This window comes from Micromonospora sp. I033 (assembly GCF_053890995.1).
Genome location: NZ_JBSSLX010000047.1, coordinates 1 through 16,314, shown reverse-complemented (window position 1 = coordinate 16,314; position 16,314 = coordinate 1). Strand labels below are relative to the sequence as shown.

Genomic DNA, 16,314 nt, shown 5'->3' with positions numbered 1-16,314 from the left:
CCTCAGAGAGCGCTCTCTCCTGCCCGTCCCCGCAGAGAGGCACCCCGATGAACCCTGTCCCGGCGGCTGCGGCCGCCCCCTCCGCCGTGCGCCGGTCACGCCGGCGGCTCTCCCTGGCGGCCGCCGTGCTCGCCACCACCACCGCCCTCGCCACCGTCACCATGTCCGCGCACGCCGCCGTGCCGCCGCCCCCCAGCGGCTGGAGCCTGGTGTGGAGCGACGACTTCACCGGCGCGGCCGGCACCCTGCCCTCCTCCGCCAACTGGATCATCGACACGGGCACCAGCTACCCGGGCGGCCCGGCCAACTGGGGCACCGGTGAGATCCAGACCTACACCAGCAGCACCGCCAACCTGGCCCAGGACGGCGCCGGCAACCTGCGCATCACCCCGCTCAAGGACGCCGCCGGCCGGTGGACCTCGGCCCGGATCGAGACGGTCCGCGCCAACTTCAAGCCGCCGGCCGGGGGAGTGCTCGCCCTGGAGGGCCGGATCCAGATGCCGAACGTGACCGGCGCCCAGGCGGCCGGCTACTGGCCGGCGTTCTGGGCGCTCGGCTCCCCGTACCGGGGCAACTACCAGAACTGGCCGGGCATCGGCGAGTTCGACGTGATGGAGAACGTCAACGGGATCAACTCGGTCTGGGGAGTGCTGCACTGCGGCGTCGCCCCGGGCGGGCCGTGCAACGAGTTCAACGGCATCGGCAACTCCCGCGCCTGCCCGGGCAGCACCTGCCAGTCGGCGTTCCACACCTACCGGTTCGAGTGGGACGCCTCCATCAGCCCGCAGCAGCTGCGCTGGTACGTCGACGGCCAGCTCTTCCACACCGTCAGCCAGAGCCAGGTCGGCGAGCCGTACTGGGGTCAGATGACCAACCACGCCGGCTACTTCCTGCTGCTCAACGTGGCGATGGGCGGCGGCTTCCCGAACGGGGTGGCCGGCTCCACCACGCCCACCGCGTCGACCGTCTCCGGCCGGCCGATGCTTGTCGACTACGTGGCCGCCTACACCCGCGGTGGCGGCGGCACCCCGTCGCCGACCCCGACCACCCCGCCGCCGGGCGGGGTGGTGGACGCCTACTCGACCATCCAGGCCGAGGCGTTCACCGGGCAGAACGGGGTGCAGGTGGAGGCCTGCGCCGAGGGCGGCCAGGACATCGGCTGGCTGGCCAACGGCGACTGGGCCCGCTACGACAACGTGGACTTCGGCGCCACCCCGCCGCGGGACTTCGTGGCCCGGGTCGCCTCCGGCGCGCCGGCGGGGGTGAGCGGGCTGGTCCAGGTCCGAGTGGACAGTCCGACCAACCCGCCGATCGGGAGCTTCGCGGTCGCCAACACCGGCGGCTGGCAGAGCTGGCGCTCGGTGCCGGGCAACGTCGCCGCGGTCACCGGCCGCCACACGGTCTACCTGACCTTCAGCAGCGGCCAGCCGGCCGACTTCGTCAACGTCAACTGGTTCACCTTCCGGCGCTGAGCCGGCCGGGCCGGGGGTCCCCGCGGGGACCCCCGGATCCGCCTCTGGACAGAAACAGTTAACACTCTTAATAATGAGCGCACGTCGACGGTCGTAAATTCCCACCCTCCGCCACCACGTCCTGGAGGACGCCGTGAGACTGCGCTCCACCCGCATCGCGACACTGGCCGCCGCGCTCGCCGCCGCCCTGGTCGCGGGCACCCTACTGGCCGCGTCGCCCGCCTCCGCCGCCACCGCCGCCTTCGTCCGCACCTCCACCTGGAGCAGCGGGTACGAGGCGAAATTCACCGTCACCAACAACAGTTCGGCCAGCATCTCCTCCTGGAACGTCCAGTTCGACCTGCCGGCCGGCAGCACGCTCGGCTCGTTCTGGGACGCCCGGCTGACCACCTCCGGCCAGCACGTCACCGCGGTGAACCAGTCCTGGAACGGCACCCTCGCCCCGGGCGCCAGCACCAGCTTCGGCTTCATCGTCAACGGCACCGGTGACCCGACCAACTGCACGGTCAACGGCGGCTCGTGCACCGGCGGGGGCGGCGGCAACCCCGGCGCCCCGGCCACCCCCGGCGGCCTCCGGGTCACCGGCACCACCAACACCTCGGTCTCGCTGGCCTGGAACGCCGTCTCCGGCACGGTCACCGGCTACCGGGTCTACGAGGGCGGCACCGTGCGGGCCACCGTCACCGGCACCTCGGCCACCGTCTCCGGGCTGGCCGCCTGCACCGGGCACAGCTACACCGTGGCCGCGTACAACGCCAGCGGGGAGTCGGCGAAGTCGCCGGCGGTGTCGGCGACCACCACCGGCTGCACCGGCGGGGGAGGCGGCGTGATGGCCGCCGCGCCCTACCTCTACCCGGGCTGGGGCGACCCGCCCGCGCCGTCCACGGTGATGGGGGCGACCGGGATCAAGTGGTTCACCATCGCATTCGTGCTCTCCGGCGGGGGCTGCACCCCGGCCTGGGACGGCACCGGCCCGCTCACCGGCGGCACGCACGCCAGCACCATCGCCGCGATCAAGGCGGCCGGCGGCGACATCATCCCGTCCTTCGGCGGCTGGAGCGGCAACAAGCTCGGCCCGAACTGCTCCTCGGCGAGCGCGCTGGCCGGCGCCTACCAGCAGGTCATCAACGCCTACGGGCTCAAGGCCATCGACATCGACATCGAGAACAGCGACGAGTTCGAGAACGAGGTGGTCCAGGACCGGATCCTCGACGCCCTGAAGATCGTCAAGCAGAACAACCCCGGGATCAAGACGATCGTCACCTTCGGCACCTCGACCACCGGGCCGTCGTACTACGGCACCCGGCTGATCAACCAGGCCGCGGCGAAGGGCGCCAACATCGACGTCTTCACCATCATGCCGTTCGACTTCGGCGGCGGCGCGAACATGTACCAGAGCACGGTCAACGCGTCGGAGGGCCTGAAGAACGCGCTGAAGACGGCCTTCGGCTGGTCCGACGCCACCGCCTACGCCCACATGGGCATCTCCGGCATGAACGGCCTCTCCGACCAGCAGGAGCTGACCACCCCGGCCACCTGGACCCAGATCCGGGACTGGGCCAAGGCCCGCGGCCTCGCCCGGTTCACCTTCTGGTCGGTCAACCGGGACCGGCCCTGCGCGGGCGGCGGGGTGGTGTCCAACTGCTCCGGCATCGCCCAGAACACCTGGGAGTTCACCACCATCACCGCGGGATTCTGATCCCCTGCCGCGGTCAGCGCCCGGCGGTCACCGACTGCCGGGCGCGCCGCCGGCGCACCTTCTTGACCACCCAGGTCACGATCATCACGGCGAAGACAGCGAAGATCGCGTAGTTGAACCAGTGGCTGTAGCGGTCGACCTCCTGCCAGCGCGTGCCGAGGGCGAAACCGGCCCCGACGATCAGCGCGTTCCACACCCCGCTGCCCAGCGTGGTGAGCAGGACGAACTCGCCCAGCGGCATGCGGTTCGCGCCGGCCGGCACGGAGACCAGGCTGCGCACCACCGGCACCACCCGGCCGATGAGCACCGCCCACCGGCCGTGCCGCTCGAACCAGCGGTCCGCCTTCTCCAGGTCCTCCCGGTCCACCAGCGGGATGTGGTCGAGCCAGCGCTTGAGCCGTTCCTCGCCGAGCGCCGCGCCGAGCCAGTAGAGCACCAGCGCGCCGAGCAGCGAGCCGGCCGTGGCGGCCAGCACGATCAGCACCACGTTGAACCGGCCCTCGGCGGCGAGGTAGCCCGCCATGGCCAGCACGATCTCGCTCGGGATCGGCGGGATGATGCTCTCCAGGGCGACGAGCAGGGCCACCCCGACCGCGCCGAACGAGTCGATCACGCTCGCCACCCAGCCGGTCAGCCCGGTGAACTGGTTCGGGTCGACGTTCTGGGCGAGTGCCATGGGCGTCCTTCCGCGCGGTGCCGGGGGATCGGTAACCGGTACCCCGGCGGGCGCTCGTCACACCTGCCGGTGACCGGACCCACTCACCCCTCCGGGTGCAGCGCGGCGTCCGCCGGCCCCCGCCGCCAGCCGGTGAAGCGGACCACCAGGCCGCCCCGGCTGGGCGAGCAGCAGTACGGCCCGGCCGCCGCCTCGGCCCCCGGGTCGAGCGGCGCCACCCGGACCAGCCGCCACGGCTCGGCGTCCACCCTCGCCCGGACGGTCAGCGCGTCCCCGGCCCGGCTGACCCGGACCGTCACGTCCCGGCCCGACCACTCCGGCACCGGGGCCACCGACCAGTCCGACCGCTCGTCGGTGACCACCGCGCCGACCTGCGGCTGCCCGTCGCTGACCTCCACGCCGGCCTTGGTCCACCGCCGCTCGTCCACCCGGACCAGCACCCCGGCCTGGTCGAACTGGGCGGCGTAGTCGAGCCGGAAGCTGACCTCCACGGCACTGTCCACGGGAAACGGGGCGAGCAGCGCGGAGCCGTCGTCGTGCACGAAGCCGTAGCTGGTGTGGCGCCAGAGGTCGCTGCCCGCACCCGGCTCGACCAGCAGCGCGTCGCCGGCGGGGTCGGCCCGCTCCGGCGGGTTGAGCCAGGTGCCGGCGGACCAGTCGAGGGCGTGGGTGTCGGCACTCATCCCGGCACCGTACCGGCCGGACGGGCCGGTCGTGGGTTTGCCGGGGTCGGCAACCGGAGAAGTAAACCGGGCATGGGTGACAGGTGGTACCAGGAGGCGGTGGTCTACTGCCTCGACGTCGACACGTTCGCCGACTCCGACGGGGACGGGGTGGGTGACTTCCGCGGCCTGATCGGGCGGCTCGACTATCTCGCCCGGCTCGGGGTGACCTGCCTCTGGCTGCACCCGATCCACCCGTCGCCGAACCGGGACGACGGCTACGACGCGACCGACTTCTACAACGTCAGCCCGAGGCTGGGCACCCTCGGCGACTTCGCCGAGCTGCTGCACCAGGCGCGGAACCGGGGCATCCGGGTGATCATCGACCTGGTGGTCAACCACACCTCGGACGAGCACCCCTGGTTCCAGTCCGCCCGCTCCTCACCCGACTCGCCGTACCGCAACTGGTACGTGTGGAGCGACGAGGCGCCGCCGGACCGGCACCAGGGCATGGTCTTCCCCGGCGAGCAGAACGAGACCTGGAGCTACGACCGGACCGCGAAGTCCTGGTACTACCACCGCTTCTACAAGTTCCAGCCGGACCTGAACGTCGCCAACCCGGAGGTCCGGGCCGAGATCAAGAAGATCATGTCGTTCTGGCTCCAGCTCGGCGTCTCCGGCTTCCGGATGGACGCGGTGCCGTTCATCATCGAGCTGACCGAGGCCGGCAACCCGAACTCGCCCAAGGACCTGGAGTTCCTCACCGAGCTGCGCCAGCACGTGCAGTGGCGGCGGGGCGACGCGGTCCTGCTGGCCGAGGCGAACGTCGAGCCCGACCAGCTGCCGGTCTACTTCGGCGACAGCGGCGGCTCGGCCAACCGGATCCACATGCTCTTCGACTTCATGATGAACGGGCGGCTCATGCTGGCCCTGGCCCGGCACGACCCGGAGCCGGTGATCGAGGCGCTGCGGGACACCCCGGCCCTGCCCGAGGGCGGGCAGTGGGCCACCTTCCTGCGCAACCACGACGAGATCGACCTGTCCCGGCTCACCGCCGAACAGCGCAACCAGGTGTACGAGCAGTTCGGCCCCGACGAGGACATGCGCCTCTACGGCCGGGGCATCCGCCGCCGGCTGGCCTCGATGCTCGGCAACGACCGCCGCCGCATCGAGCTGGCGTACGCGCTCCAGTTCTCGCTGCGCGGCACGCCGGTGCTGCGCTACGGCGAGGAGATCGGGATGGGCGAGGACCTGTCGCTGCCCGGCCGGGAGGCGATCCGCACCCCGATGCAGTGGTCGTACAAGGAGAACGGCGGCTTCTCCACCGCCGACCCGGAGAAGCTGGTCCGGCCGGTGATCGACAAGGGCGAGTACGGCTACCAGCAGGTCAACGTGACCGCCCAGCGCAAGGACCCGAGGTCGCTGCTGGGCTGGTTCGAGCGGATGATCCGTACCCTCCGCGAGGCCCCGGAGATCGGCTCGGGGAGCACCAGCCACATCGACGTGCCGATGCCGCCCGGGGTGCTGGCGCACCGGGCCGACGGGCGGACCGGGACGATGGTCTTCCTGCACAACCTGGGCACCGAGGACGTCGAGGTGGACCTGAGCGTCCTCGCCCCCGAGGCCGACCTGCCGATCGACGTGCTCACCGACCGCAACTACGAGGAGGTCGGCAAGCTGGACCGGCTGAAGCTGGCCGGCTACGGCTACCGGTGGATCCGGATCTGCCGGGGCACCAGGCTCTGACGGCGGGCCCGGCGCTAAGCTCCTTCGATCGAGCCCAAGTTACCGGGAGGTAATCATGTCGGAGGAGCCCCGCGTCGCCATCGTGACCGGAGCCGCGCGCGGCATCGGCGCGGCCACCGCCCGACGGCTGGCCGCCGACGGCATGGCCGTCGCCGTGGTCGACATCGAGGAGTCGGCCACCAAGGAGACCGTGGACGCCATCGCCGCCGCCGGCGGGCGGGCGCTCGGCGTCGGCGCCGACGTCTCCGACCGGGCCCAGGTGGCGGCCGCCGTGGAGCGGGTCGCCGCCGAGCTGGGCGCGCCGACCGTGCTGGTCAACAACGCCGGCGTGCTCCGCGACAACCTGCTGTTCAAGATGACCGACGCCGACTGGGACACCGTCATGGGTGTGCACCTGCGCGGCGCGTTCCTGTTCAGCCAGGCCGCCCAGAAGCACATGGTCGAGCGGAAGTGGGGCCGGATCGTCAACCTCTCCAGCACGTCCGCGCTGGGCAACCGGGGCCAGGCGAACTACTCGGCCGCCAAGGCCGGCCTGCAGGGCTTCACCAAGACGCTCGCCATCGAGCTGGGCCCGTTCGGGGTGACCGTCAACGCGGTCGCGCCGGGCTTCATCGTCACCGACATGACGGCCGCCACCGCGGCGCGGATGAAGGTCGACTTCGAGGCGCTCCAGCAGCACGCCGCCGCGGAGATCCCGGTGCGCCGCACCGGCCGCCCGGAGGACGTCGCGCACACCATCTCGTTCCTGGCCAGCGAGGGGGCTTCCTTCGTCTCCGGCCAGGTCATCTACGTGGCCGGCGGCCCCAAGGACTGACCGGGCCCGTCCCGCCCGGCACGACCCCTCAGGCGGGGTCGTGCCGGGTGCGCCAGAGCCAGAACAGGCCGAGCACCGGCAGCACCAGCGGGATGTAGCCGTAGCCGCTCCCGAAGCCCGACCAGACCGTCTCGTCCGGGAACAGCTCCTTGTCGGCCAGGCTGAGGATGCCGACGCCGAGCACCCCGAGCAGCTCCACCGAGCAGCAGGCCAGCGCGACCCGGCGGCCGGTGTGACCGGCCCGGGCCAGCCCGACCGCCGCCACGATGTAGATCAGCGCGGCCAGCGCGGAGAGCAGGTACGCCACCGGCGCCTCGTCGAACTTCGTGGCGATCTGTAGCCCGGCCCGCGAGGTCGCGGCGATGGCGAAGAGGATGTAGACCGCGATCAGCAACCGGCCCGGCCCCCGGTTCGTGGCCCGCTGCTCAGCCACCGACGACCTCCCAGGTCTGCTGCAACCGGACCACCACCACCGGGGTGACCAGGCAGACGGCGCAGACGATGGCCGAGCCCCACCGGGTCGGCTCCATCCGGGCCAGCACCCACGCCAGCGGCGGCAGGCAGACCAGCGTCACCAGGTAGCCGAAGAACGCCCCCGGCTCGCCCGGCCGCTCGCCGCCGCCGAGCGCGACCAGCGCCACCACGGCCAGCGCCAGCAGGGCCACCTCCAGCACGGCCAGGCCGACGAACTGGAGCCGGTCCGGCGCCCGGTGGCGTACCGCCGCCACCAGGGCCCAGACCGCGATCAGGAGCGACAGCACGATCGCGGCCGTCGCGAGGATCCCGTCCACCGGCGAGCCGGCCGCCGCGGCGCTCGTCATCGACGCCATCCCGGCGCAGTCCCATTCACCGGCACAGCCTACTAATCGTCGTAGTAGCCACCCTCGCCCGGCTCTCCGGCGGGGTCGCGGCGCGTCGGCCGGGCCGGGCGACTAGCGTGGATCACGGCCACCGGCGTACGCCGTGGCGAAGGACGACAGCAGGGGGTCCGTGGTGCGGTTCGGCTTGTTCGGCACCGGTCACTGGGCGGCGGAGACGCACGCCGCGGCCATCGACGCGCACCCGCGGGCCGAGCTGGCCGGGGTCTGGGGGCGTGACCCCGCGAAGGCGGGCGAGCTGGCCACCCGGCACGGCGTACCGGTCTTCGAGGACGTGGACGAGCTGCTGGCCGCCTGCGACGCGATCGCCGTGGCGCTGCCGCCGGACGTGCAGGCCGAGATCGCCGTCCGGGCCGCCGCCGCCGGGCGGCACCTGCTGCTGGACAAGCCGCTGGCGCTGAGCCTCGTCGAGGCCGACCGGGTGGTGGCCGCCGCGCAGGCGTCCGGCGTGGCCTCGGTGGTCTTCTTCACCCAGCGGTACCACCCGAACGTCACCGGCTTCCTCGCCTCGACCGCGGCGGCCGGCGGCTGGCAGCACGCCCGGGCGACCATGTTCGCCTCCATCTACCAGCCGGGCAACCCGTACGGGAACTCGCAGTGGCGGCGCGACCGGGGCGCGCTCTGGGACATCGGCCCGCACGCGCTGTCGCTGATCCTGCCGGTGCTCGGCCGGGTCACCCGGGTCGCCGCCATGGACGGCCCGAGCGGCCTGGTGCACCTGCTGCTCACCCACGACGGCGGTGCCACCAGCACGCTCTCGCTCACCCTGGACGCGCCGCCCGAGGCGGTCACCCGGGACTTCGTCTTCTTCGGCGAGAACGGCACCGAGACCGTCCCGCCCGGCGACGGCAGCGTGCTCGAGGCGTTCGGCACGGCCATCGACCAGCTGCTGGAGGAGGTCGACGAGGGCACCCGCGACCACCGCTGCGACGTCCGGTTCGGCCGCGAGGTGGTGGCGGTGCTCGACGCGGCGGAGACCGCGCGCCGTGAGCGGCGCACCGTCGACCTCTGAGAAATCCCGTCGCGTGCCGGCCGGGCCCCCCGCTAGCCTGGCCGGCATGTGCACGCATGCCCTGATCGACGTGGCCGTCACGCCGGCCGCGCGGGGGCTCCTCCTGGTCGCCCGCCCGCGGGTCCGGCGTCCGGCCCTGGCCGGCCGGGACGCCCACCGCGCCTGACCTGACCGTCCGCACCGCCGGCCCCTGACCGGGCCGGCCGCCGCCGGCTGCCCGGTGCGCCGCCACCTGCCCCGCTCCGGGGATGGCCGTCGCGTCCCGCCGAACCTCCAGGGTCGTCCGAGTCCCGATCCGCTCGGACAGGCCCGCCTCCGCGCCGCCTGTCCGTTCCCGTCGCCGTCCGGCGACAGACAGGACGATCCCGTGGCGCCCCGCCGATTCCCCACCACCGCACGCGACCGGTCCCGTCGCGTACTGTCCCAGAACTTCCTCGCCGATCCGGCCGCCGTCGCGCGGGTGGTCCGGGCGGCCCGCCCCGGTCCGGACGACCTGCTGCTGGAGGTGGGCGCCGGGCGCGGCCGGCTGACCCGGCCGCTCGCCGCCCGGTGCGGCCGGCTGGTCGCGTACGAGGTCGACCCGGCCGTGCTGCCGGAGCTGACCGCGGCCTGCGCGGACCTGCCGCAGGTCCGGATCCGGGCGGCCGACTTCCTGGCCGCCGTCCCGCCCGCCGAGCCGTTCGCGGTGGTCGGCAACATCCCCTGGTCGCTGACCGCGGCCGTGGTCCGGTGGTGCCTCGCCGCGCCCGACCTGCGGTCGGCCACCCTGCTCACCCAGCTCGACTACGCCCGCAAGCGCACCGGTGACCACGGCCGGTGGAGCCGGCTCACCGTGCTCACCTGGCCGGAGCACCACTGGCGGCTGGCCGGCCGGGTGCCCCGGGGCGCGTTCCGGCCGGTGCCCGCCGCCGACGGCGGCATCCTCCGGCTGGACCGCCGCCCGGAGCCGCTGCTGCCCCGGGCGGCGCTGCCCGCCTACCGGCGGCTGGTGGAGCTGGGCTTCGGCGGGGTGGGCGGCTCGCTGGCCGCCTCGCTGCGCACCGGGTACCCGCGCCGGCGGGTCGACGGGGCGCTGCGGGCCGCCCGGCTGGCCCCGGACACCCCGGTCGGGCTGGTCTGGCCCGAACAGTGGCTGGTGCTGTTCCGGCTGCTCCACGCCGGGCGGTGAGCGGGCTCAGACCAGGGTGTTGAGCGCCTCGCCCAGCTCGGCGGGGTTGTTGAACTCCTCCGCCGGCAGTGCCTTCAGCATCTGCAACATCTCGGTGCTGACGCCGTTCTCCTGGCCCCAGCGGACCAGGTCCGCACGGGAGACTGGGTAGTCGAGCCCGGCCAGGAACTCCTGCAACTGCACCCCGGTGACGGTCATGCCGGCGGGCTACCCGCTGCGCCGGGCGGCATGCCCGCCGGCGTGACCGTTTGCCCGGACGGGTCCCGGGTAGCCGCTGGCATGCTGGTACAGCGGCTCGGCGCGCCGAGCGACTTCGACCCGCTGCTGGAACGCGTCCGGGACGCGCGGATCGTCATGATCGGCGAGGCGACGCACGGCAGCTACGACTACTACCGGCTGCGCGAGCAACTGACCCGGCGGCTCATCGCCGAACAGGGCTTCGACTTCGTCGCGGTGGAGGGGGACTGGCCGGACTGCGACCGGGTGAACTGCTCGGTGGTGGGCGCCCCCGGTGGGCTGGCCGATCCGCAGACCGCGCTGGAACGTTTCGAGCGCTGGCCGACCTGGATGTGGGCCAACGCCGAGGTGGCCCGGTTCTGCCGCTGGCTGCGGGCGTGGAACCTGGAGCGACCCGAGGGGGAGCGGGCCGGCTTCCACGGGCTGGACGTCTACAGCCTCTGGGAGTCGATGCAGGCCATCTTCGACTACCTGGGCGAGGAGGACCCGGCCTCGCTGGAGGCGGCGCAGGAGGCGTACCGCTGCTTCGAGCCGTACGGCAAGCGGGTCGAGGACTACGGGACGGCCAGCCGGTTCGTCTCGGCACGCTGCGAGGAGGAGGTGGTCCGGCTGCTGGCGCGTACCCGGGAACAGGCCGCCGCCGACGGCGCGGACCGCTTCGCGGCCTGGCAGAACGCGGAGGTGGTGGCCGGCGCGGAACGCTACTACCGCTCCATGGTGGGCGGCGGCCCGGAGTCCTGGAACATCCGCGACATCCACATGGCCGACACACTGGACCGGCTGCTCGACCGCTACGGCCCGCAGGCGCGCGGGATCGTCTGGGCGCACAACACCCATGTCGGCGACGCCCGCGCCACCGACATGGCGGCGGACGGGCTGGTGAACATCGGCCAGCTCGGCCGGGAGCGGCACGGCCGCGACGCGGTGGTGCTGGTGGGCTTCGGCAGCTACCGGGGCACGGTGATCGCGGCGCCCCGCTGGGGCTCGCCGTCCGAGGCGATGGTGGTGCCGCCGGCCCGGGAGGGCTCGGTGGAGCGGCGGCTGCACGAACTGATGCCGGAACGGGCGGTGCTGGTCTTCGGCGGCGAGGACCAGCCGGAGTGGGTGACCGGGACGACCGACCACCGGGCCATCGGGGTGGTCTACGACCCGAGCTTCGAGTCCTGGGGCAACTACGTGCCGACCCGGCTGGGCGAGCGCTACGACGCGTTCATCTGGTGCGACGAGGCGACCGCGCTGCACCCGCTGCCGGCGCCGGCCGTGCCCGGCGAGATGGAGACCTACCCGGCCGGCGTCTGACCGGCCGGGCAGGTCCCCGGGTCACACCTGGGCGGGCTCGCGCTCGGCGAGGTGGGCGCGCAGGCCCTCGCCCTCGACGTCCACGTTGGGCAGCACCTTGCCGAGCCAGCGCGGGAGCCACCAGGCGGCGTTGTTCAGCAGCGACATCACCGCCGGGACGATGGTCATCCGGACCACGAACGCGTCGATGGCGACACCGATCGCGAGCGCGAAGCCCATCGACTTGATGACCGGGTCGTCCAGGAAGACGAAGCCGCCGAACACCGAGATCATGATCAGCGCGGCGGCGGTGACCACCCGGGCGCCGTGGCCCATGCCGTTGATGGTGGCCCGCCGGGCGGTGTCGCCGTGCACGAAGTCCTCCCGCATCCGGGAGACCAGGAAGACCTCGTAGTCCATGGCCAGGCCGAACAGGATGCCGATGAGCAGGATCGGCAGGAAGCTGACCAGCGGGCCCGGCGTGTCCAGCCCGACCAGGTCGGCCAGGTGGCCCTGCTGGAACACCGCGACCGTGATGCCGAAGGTGGCCGCCACGGTGAGCAGGAAGCCCAGCGCGGCCTTCACCGGCACCAGGATGGACCGGAACACCAGCATCAGCAGCAGCACCGACAGGCCCACCACCAGCAGCAGGTAGACCGGGAGCGCGTCGGAGAGCTTCTCCGACACGTCGATGCCGATCGCCGTCACGCCGGTCAGCAGCACGTCGGCGTTCTGGATGCCGCCGACCTGGGCGCGGATGTCGTGCACCAGGGTCTCGGTCACCGCGTCGGTCGGGCCGGTCTTCGGGATCACCCCGAGCAGCGCGGTGCGGCCGGTCTGGTCGAGCTGCGGCGGGGCCACCGCCAGCACCCCGTCGGTCTTCTGGATCAGCGCGGTGACCTGCGGCAGGGCGGCCTGGGTGGCCTGCGGCGAGTCGGCGGTGACGACCACCGCGAGCCGGCCCGTGAAGCCCTCACCGAAGCCCTCCCGGATCAGGTCGTTGCTGACCCGGGCCGGGGTGCCCTCGGCGGCGGTGGCGGCGTCCGGCAGCGCCAGCCGCATGTCCTGGGCGGGGATCGCGAGCAGGCCGAGGCCGAGCAGGCCGACCAGGATGACGGGGATGCGCAGGCGGGTCACCCAGTGTGCCCAGCGGAACCCGAAGCCCGACCGGTCCTCCGAGCCGGTGGCCGGGGACGCCACCGCGTCCCGCCCGCGCAGCTTGCGGGGGAGGACCTTGCGGCCGGCGAAGCCGAGCAGAGCCGGGGCCAGCGTGATGGCCACGAGCACGGCCACGGTGACGGTGCCCGCTGCGGCCAGGCCCATGACGGTGAGGAACGGAATGCCCACCACGGCCAGGCCGGCGAGCGCGACGACCACGGTGGCGCCGGCGAAGACCACGGCGGAGCCGGCGGTGCCGACCGCCCGGCCGACCGCCTCCTCGGGGGAGAGGCCGTCGAGCAGGTTCTGCCGGTGCCGGGAGGTGATGAAGAGCGAGTAGTCGATGCCGACCGCGAGGCCGAGCATCAGGGCCAGGATCGGCGCCGTGCTGGTCAGCTCGACGGTGCCGCTGAGCGCGTACAGGCCGGCCATGCCGACGCCGACACCGATCAGCGCGTTCAGCATGGTCATCCCGGCCGCGACCAGCGAGCCGAAGGTGACGATAAGGACGATCGCCGCGACCAGCACACCGAGCGCCTCGGTGGAACCGACCTCCGGCTCGGCGTTCAGCACCTCACCGCCGGGGGCGATCTGCCAGCCCTGCGCCTCGGCCTGCGCGCCGACCTTCTCGTACGCGTCGCGCTGGGCGTCGGTCACGTCGTCGGCCCGGCCCTGGAACTGCACCTGGATCAGCGCGTACCGGCCGTCCGGGGTGAGCGCCTGCGCCTGGTACGGGTCGACCGCGCCGATCACCCCGGGCAGCGTGGCCGCCTCCTGGGTGACCTGCTTGACCACGGCCTGCCCGGCCGGCGTGGTGAGCTGGCCGGCCTGGGGCGCCTTGACCGCGATGGTGCCGGTGGCGCCGCTGGCCGCCGGGAACCGGTCGGCGAGCAGGTCGATCGCCTTCTGCGACTCGGTGCCCGGCATGGTGAAGTTGCTCGCCGTCGGGCCCTTCAGGGTCGCGGCGGCGAGGCCGAGGCCGACGAGTACGACGAGCCACACGACGGCGACGAGTCGCCGTCGGCGCAACGATGCCCGGCCGAGCCGGTACAGCAGGGTCGCCATGGGGTTTCCTTGTCCTCGGGGTCGGAACGTGGATCAGCTGACGGGTTCGAGGGCACGCCGGACCACGGCCAGCAGGGCGGGCCGCAGGTCGTCGTCGGGGATGTCGATGAACTCGCCGCACGTCTCGGCGATGCCGGCGAGCACGACCAGCGCGGCGATCCGCGCGGAGGGCCGGTCGGAGTGGCCCGCGAACGCCGCGATGAGCCGTTCGGAGATCTCCTGGATGTGCGCGAAGGCGGGCTGCTGGAGCAGGTCGGGGAACTCGCCGCGGAGCAGCGCGATCTCCCGCCGGAAGCGCACCGCCAGGTCGACGAAGCCCTCACCGGCGATCTGCTGGGCGGCGGCGCCGGTGGTGCCGGCGAGCCGGGCGTCGAGCGCGTCCAGCACCGCGATGGCCGGCGCCATCAGCTCCTTGAGCAGCGCTTCCTTGTTGGCGAAGTGGTAGAGCACGGTCGCCTTCGAGCAGCCCACCGCGCGGGCGATGTCCTGGAGCGAGGTGCCCTTGTAGCCGGTGACGGCGAAGCGTCGCGCCGCCGCCGCGAGGATCTCGCCGTGGGTCTCCGGTACCGCTCGCGCCATGCACTCCAGCATGCCTGACCGATCGGTCAGCACCTGACCGATCGGTCAGACCGATTGCGTGGCCTTCGCCACAGCCGCGCTCAGCCGACCGGCGCGCCGTGCTCCCGGTCGTACGCCGCCCGCGCCGCGCTGATCCCCTCGCGGTGCCGCTCCGCCCACCGGGTCAGCGCCACCAGCGACTCGTAGAGCTCCTGCGCCATCGGGGTCGCGGTGTACTCGACCCGGGGCGGCACGGTGGGGTGGACGTGCCGGTGCAGCAGGCCGTCCCGCTCCAGGTTGCGCAGGGTCAGCGTGAGCATCCGGCGGCTGATCCCCTCCACCTGCCGCTCCAGCTCGGTGAAGCGGATCGGGCCCTGGGACGCGGCGATCAGGATGCCGATGCTCCACTTGCCGCCGACCCGGTCCAGCGCCTCCCGCACGGTGCAGGCCCGCGCCTGGTCGGCCTGGATGGACACACACCTGTTCCCCTGGGACATCAAAGTGCCTCCTTCCGATCCGCCTCATGGTCACAGACGATGGCCTCAGTAACAAACCGTGCACCAAGGAGGCACTCCGATGACGGGGACCAACCGCTGGCCCGCGCTGCTCGTGCTCTGCGCCGGCAGCCTGATGATCATCCTGGACGGCAGCATCGTCGCCGTGGCACTGCCGGCTGTCCAGGCCGACCTCGGCTTCCCGGCCGCCGGACTGGCCTGGGTGGTGAACGCGTACCTGGTCGCCTTCGGGGGCCTGCTGCTCCTCGCCGGACGGCTGGGAGACCTGCTCGGCCGGCGGCAGGTCTTCCTCGTGGGTGTCGCGCTGTTCACCCTCGCCTCGCTGCTCTGCGCGGTCGCCACCGGGCCCGGGACGCTGGTCGCCGCCCGGTTCGCGCAGGGCGTCGGGGGCGCGCTCACCACCGCGGTCAGCCTCGGCATGATCGTCCGGATCTTCCCCGCGCCGGCCGAGCGGGCCCGGGCCATCGCCGTCTTCAGCTTCACCGGCGCCGCCGGCGCCTCGCTCGGCCTGCTGGTCGGCGGCGTCCTCACCGACCTGGCCGGCTGGCGATCGATCTTCCTGATCAACCTGCCGATCGGCGTGGCGATCGTGGCCGGCGCCGTACGCCTGATCGCGCCGGACCGCGGCGCCGGGCTCCGGGCCGGGCTGGACCTGCTCGGCGCGGTGCTGGCCACGGCCGGGCTGATGGCGGCGGTGCTGGCCATCGTCGGTGCCGGCGAGCACGGCTGGACCTCCCCGCGCACCCTCGGCGCCGGCGCGCTCGCCGCGGCGCTGCTCGCCGGCTTCGCCGCCCGGCAGCGGCGCGCCGCCGCCCCGCTGCTGCCGCCCCGCGTGCTGCACGCGCCCGGCCTGGTGGCCGCCAACGTCACCCAGTTCCTCATGGTGGCCGCCTACTTCGGCTTCCAGTTCCTGCTCGCCCTGCACCTGCAACTCGTCCTCGGGCTGGACCCGGCCGCCACCGGCTTCGCCTTCCTGCCCACCCCGCTGGTGATCGGGGCCGTCTCGCTGGGGCTGGCCGGGCGGCTGGTGACCCGGTTCGGCGCCCGGACCGTGCTGGTCGGCGGGCTGGGGCTCGCCGTGGCCGGGTTCCTGCTGCTGGCCCGCCTCCCGGTGCAGGCCGGCTACGCCGCCGACGTGCTCCCGGCGCTGCTGGTCTTCGGCGTCGCGGGCGGCCTCACCCTGCCGGCGGTCACCACCCTGGCCATGGCCGGCGCCGAACCCGCCGACGCCGGGCTCGCCTCCGGGCTGGCCAACACCACGCAGCAGGTCGGCGGGGCGCTCGGGCTGGCCGTGCTGGCCACCCTGGCGGCGAGCCGCACCGACGCGCTGCGCGCCGCCGGTGCCGACCAGGTCGCCGCCCTGGCCCTGGGCTACC

15 protein-coding genes and 1 pseudogene are annotated in these 16,314 nt (G+C 73.4%); 8 read left to right on the top strand and 8 right to left on the bottom strand.

What is annotated here, in order from left to right; all coding sequences use genetic code 11:
• Positions 1 to 47 precede the first annotated feature (47 nt).
• The gene (locus ACW0Q9_RS11150) at positions 48 to 1,472 is read left to right on the top strand and encodes a carbohydrate-binding protein (protein WP_456180260.1); all 1,425 of its coding nucleotides are present in this window, start codon (positions 48 to 50) and stop codon (positions 1,470 to 1,472) included.
• Between the two features lie 133 nt (positions 1,473 to 1,605).
• Entirely contained in the window at positions 1,606 to 3,171 is a 1,566-nt protein-coding gene (locus ACW0Q9_RS11145; RefSeq protein ID WP_456180258.1) for a cellulose binding domain-containing protein, read from the top strand.
• A 13-nt stretch (positions 3,172 to 3,184) separates the two neighbouring features.
• Here ACW0Q9_RS11145 and ACW0Q9_RS11140 read toward each other — a convergent pair whose 3' ends face one another.
• Together ACW0Q9_RS11140 and ACW0Q9_RS11135 are read right to left on the bottom strand one after the other, a co-directional pair.
• A complete protein-coding gene (locus ACW0Q9_RS11140; protein ID WP_456180256.1) occupies positions 3,185 to 3,847 on the bottom strand; it encodes a DedA family protein in 663 nt (220 codons plus the stop codon).
• A gap of 83 nt (positions 3,848 to 3,930) precedes the next feature.
• Positions 3,931 to 4,530, bottom strand: a complete 600-nt coding sequence (locus ACW0Q9_RS11135; protein WP_456180254.1) for a DUF1349 domain-containing protein — start codon at positions 4,528 to 4,530, stop codon at positions 3,931 to 3,933.
• A 72-nt stretch (positions 4,531 to 4,602) separates the two neighbouring features.
• Between ACW0Q9_RS11135 and ACW0Q9_RS11130 the strand changes: the two genes are divergently transcribed.
• The gene (locus tag ACW0Q9_RS11130; RefSeq protein WP_456180253.1) at positions 4,603 to 6,255 is read left to right on the top strand and encodes an alpha-amylase family protein; all 1,653 of its coding nucleotides are present in this window, start codon (positions 4,603 to 4,605) and stop codon (positions 6,253 to 6,255) included.
• A 55-nt stretch (positions 6,256 to 6,310) separates the two neighbouring features.
• Positions 6,311 to 7,069 carry a 3-oxoacyl-ACP reductase FabG gene (gene fabG, locus ACW0Q9_RS11125; RefSeq protein ID WP_456180251.1) on the top strand — a complete coding sequence of 253 codons (759 nt, stop codon included), beginning with the start codon at positions 6,311 to 6,313 and terminating at the stop codon, positions 7,067 to 7,069.
• Here fabG and ACW0Q9_RS11120 read toward each other — a convergent pair.
• Both ACW0Q9_RS11120 and ACW0Q9_RS11115 read right to left on the bottom strand, forming a co-directional pair.
• A pseudogene (locus tag ACW0Q9_RS11120) lies at positions 7,042 to 7,502 on the bottom strand (hypothetical protein). The gene fabG and the pseudogene ACW0Q9_RS11120 sit on opposite strands and share 28 nt — an antisense overlap.
• Positions 7,495 to 7,899 carry a hypothetical protein gene (locus tag ACW0Q9_RS11115; RefSeq protein ID WP_456180249.1) on the bottom strand — a complete coding sequence of 135 codons (405 nt, stop codon included), beginning with the start codon at positions 7,897 to 7,899 and terminating at the stop codon, positions 7,495 to 7,497. Before ACW0Q9_RS11115 ends, ACW0Q9_RS11120 begins: the two are co-directional and overlap by 8 nt.
• Positions 7,900 to 8,062: 163 nt before the next feature.
• On the opposite strand from ACW0Q9_RS11115, the gene ACW0Q9_RS11110 reads away from it, so the two are divergent.
• The gene (locus ACW0Q9_RS11110) at positions 8,063 to 8,959 is read left to right on the top strand and encodes a Gfo/Idh/MocA family protein (RefSeq protein ID WP_456180247.1); all 897 of its coding nucleotides are present in this window, start codon (positions 8,063 to 8,065) and stop codon (positions 8,957 to 8,959) included.
• Positions 8,960 to 9,326: 367 nt separating this feature from the next.
• On the top strand, positions 9,327 to 10,127 hold the full coding sequence (gene erm / locus ACW0Q9_RS11105) for an ErmE/ErmH/ErmO/ErmR family 23S rRNA (adenine(2058)-N(6))-methyltransferase (RefSeq protein WP_456180245.1): 801 nt from the start codon (positions 9,327 to 9,329) through the stop codon (positions 10,125 to 10,127).
• Positions 10,128 to 10,133: 6 nt separating this feature from the next.
• On the opposite strand, the gene ACW0Q9_RS11100 is transcribed toward erm, so the two are convergent.
• On the bottom strand, positions 10,134 to 10,325 hold the full coding sequence (locus tag ACW0Q9_RS11100) for a DUF2795 domain-containing protein (RefSeq protein ID WP_456180243.1): 192 nt from the start codon (positions 10,323 to 10,325) through the stop codon (positions 10,134 to 10,136).
• 81 nt (positions 10,326 to 10,406) lie between these two features.
• On the opposite strand from ACW0Q9_RS11100, the gene ACW0Q9_RS11095 reads away from it, so the two are divergent.
• Positions 10,407 to 11,663 carry an erythromycin esterase family protein gene (locus ACW0Q9_RS11095; RefSeq protein ID WP_456180241.1) on the top strand — a complete coding sequence of 419 codons (1,257 nt, stop codon included), beginning with the start codon at positions 10,407 to 10,409 and terminating at the stop codon, positions 11,661 to 11,663.
• A gap of 21 nt (positions 11,664 to 11,684) precedes the next feature.
• Here ACW0Q9_RS11095 and ACW0Q9_RS11090 read toward each other — a convergent pair whose 3' ends face one another.
• The 3 genes from ACW0Q9_RS11090 to ACW0Q9_RS11080 form a co-directional block, all read right to left on the bottom strand.
• Positions 11,685 to 13,865 carry an MMPL family transporter gene (locus tag ACW0Q9_RS11090; protein WP_456180239.1) on the bottom strand — a complete coding sequence of 727 codons (2,181 nt, stop codon included), beginning with the start codon at positions 13,863 to 13,865 and terminating at the stop codon, positions 11,685 to 11,687.
• A gap of 33 nt (positions 13,866 to 13,898) precedes the next feature.
• Positions 13,899 to 14,444, bottom strand: a complete 546-nt coding sequence (locus tag ACW0Q9_RS11085; RefSeq protein WP_456180237.1) for a TetR/AcrR family transcriptional regulator — start codon at positions 14,442 to 14,444, stop codon at positions 13,899 to 13,901.
• Between the two features lie 80 nt (positions 14,445 to 14,524).
• Positions 14,525 to 14,920, bottom strand: coding sequence for a winged helix-turn-helix transcriptional regulator (locus ACW0Q9_RS11080; RefSeq protein WP_355662794.1), 396 nt, complete (start codon positions 14,918 to 14,920; stop codon positions 14,525 to 14,527).
• A 79-nt stretch (positions 14,921 to 14,999) separates the two neighbouring features.
• On the opposite strand from ACW0Q9_RS11080, the gene ACW0Q9_RS11075 reads away from it, so the two are divergent.
• A partial coding sequence (locus tag ACW0Q9_RS11075; protein ID WP_456180234.1) for an MFS transporter occupies positions 15,000 to 16,314 on the top strand: 1,315 nt, incomplete at its 3' end.

Excerpts from the sequence above, each read along its gene's own strand:
- ACW0Q9_RS11150 (WP_456180260.1), top strand. The coding sequence starts at position 48 with ATGAACCCTGTCCCGGCGGCTGCGGCCGCCCCCTCCGCCGTGCGCCGG.
- ACW0Q9_RS11140 (WP_456180256.1), bottom strand. The coding sequence starts at position 3,847 with ATGGCACTCGCCCAGAACGTCGACCCGAACCAGTTCACCGGGCTGACC.
- ACW0Q9_RS11135 (WP_456180254.1), bottom strand. The coding sequence starts at position 4,530 with ATGAGTGCCGACACCCACGCCCTCGACTGGTCCGCCGGCACCTGGCTC.
- ACW0Q9_RS11130 (WP_456180253.1), top strand. The coding sequence starts at position 4,603 with ATGGGTGACAGGTGGTACCAGGAGGCGGTGGTCTACTGCCTCGACGTC.
- fabG (WP_456180251.1), top strand. The coding sequence starts at position 6,311 with ATGTCGGAGGAGCCCCGCGTCGCCATCGTGACCGGAGCCGCGCGCGGC.
- ACW0Q9_RS11115 (WP_456180249.1), bottom strand. The coding sequence starts at position 7,899 with ATGGCGTCGATGACGAGCGCCGCGGCGGCCGGCTCGCCGGTGGACGGG.
- ACW0Q9_RS11100 (WP_456180243.1), bottom strand. The coding sequence starts at position 10,325 with ATGACCGTCACCGGGGTGCAGTTGCAGGAGTTCCTGGCCGGGCTCGAC.
- ACW0Q9_RS11095 (WP_456180241.1), top strand. The coding sequence starts at position 10,407 with ATGCTGGTACAGCGGCTCGGCGCGCCGAGCGACTTCGACCCGCTGCTG.
- ACW0Q9_RS11090 (WP_456180239.1), bottom strand. The coding sequence starts at position 13,865 with ATGGCGACCCTGCTGTACCGGCTCGGCCGGGCATCGTTGCGCCGACGG.
- ACW0Q9_RS11085 (WP_456180237.1), bottom strand. The coding sequence starts at position 14,444 with ATGGCGCGAGCGGTACCGGAGACCCACGGCGAGATCCTCGCGGCGGCG.
- ACW0Q9_RS11080 (WP_355662794.1), bottom strand. The coding sequence starts at position 14,920 with ATGTCCCAGGGGAACAGGTGTGTGTCCATCCAGGCCGACCAGGCGCGG.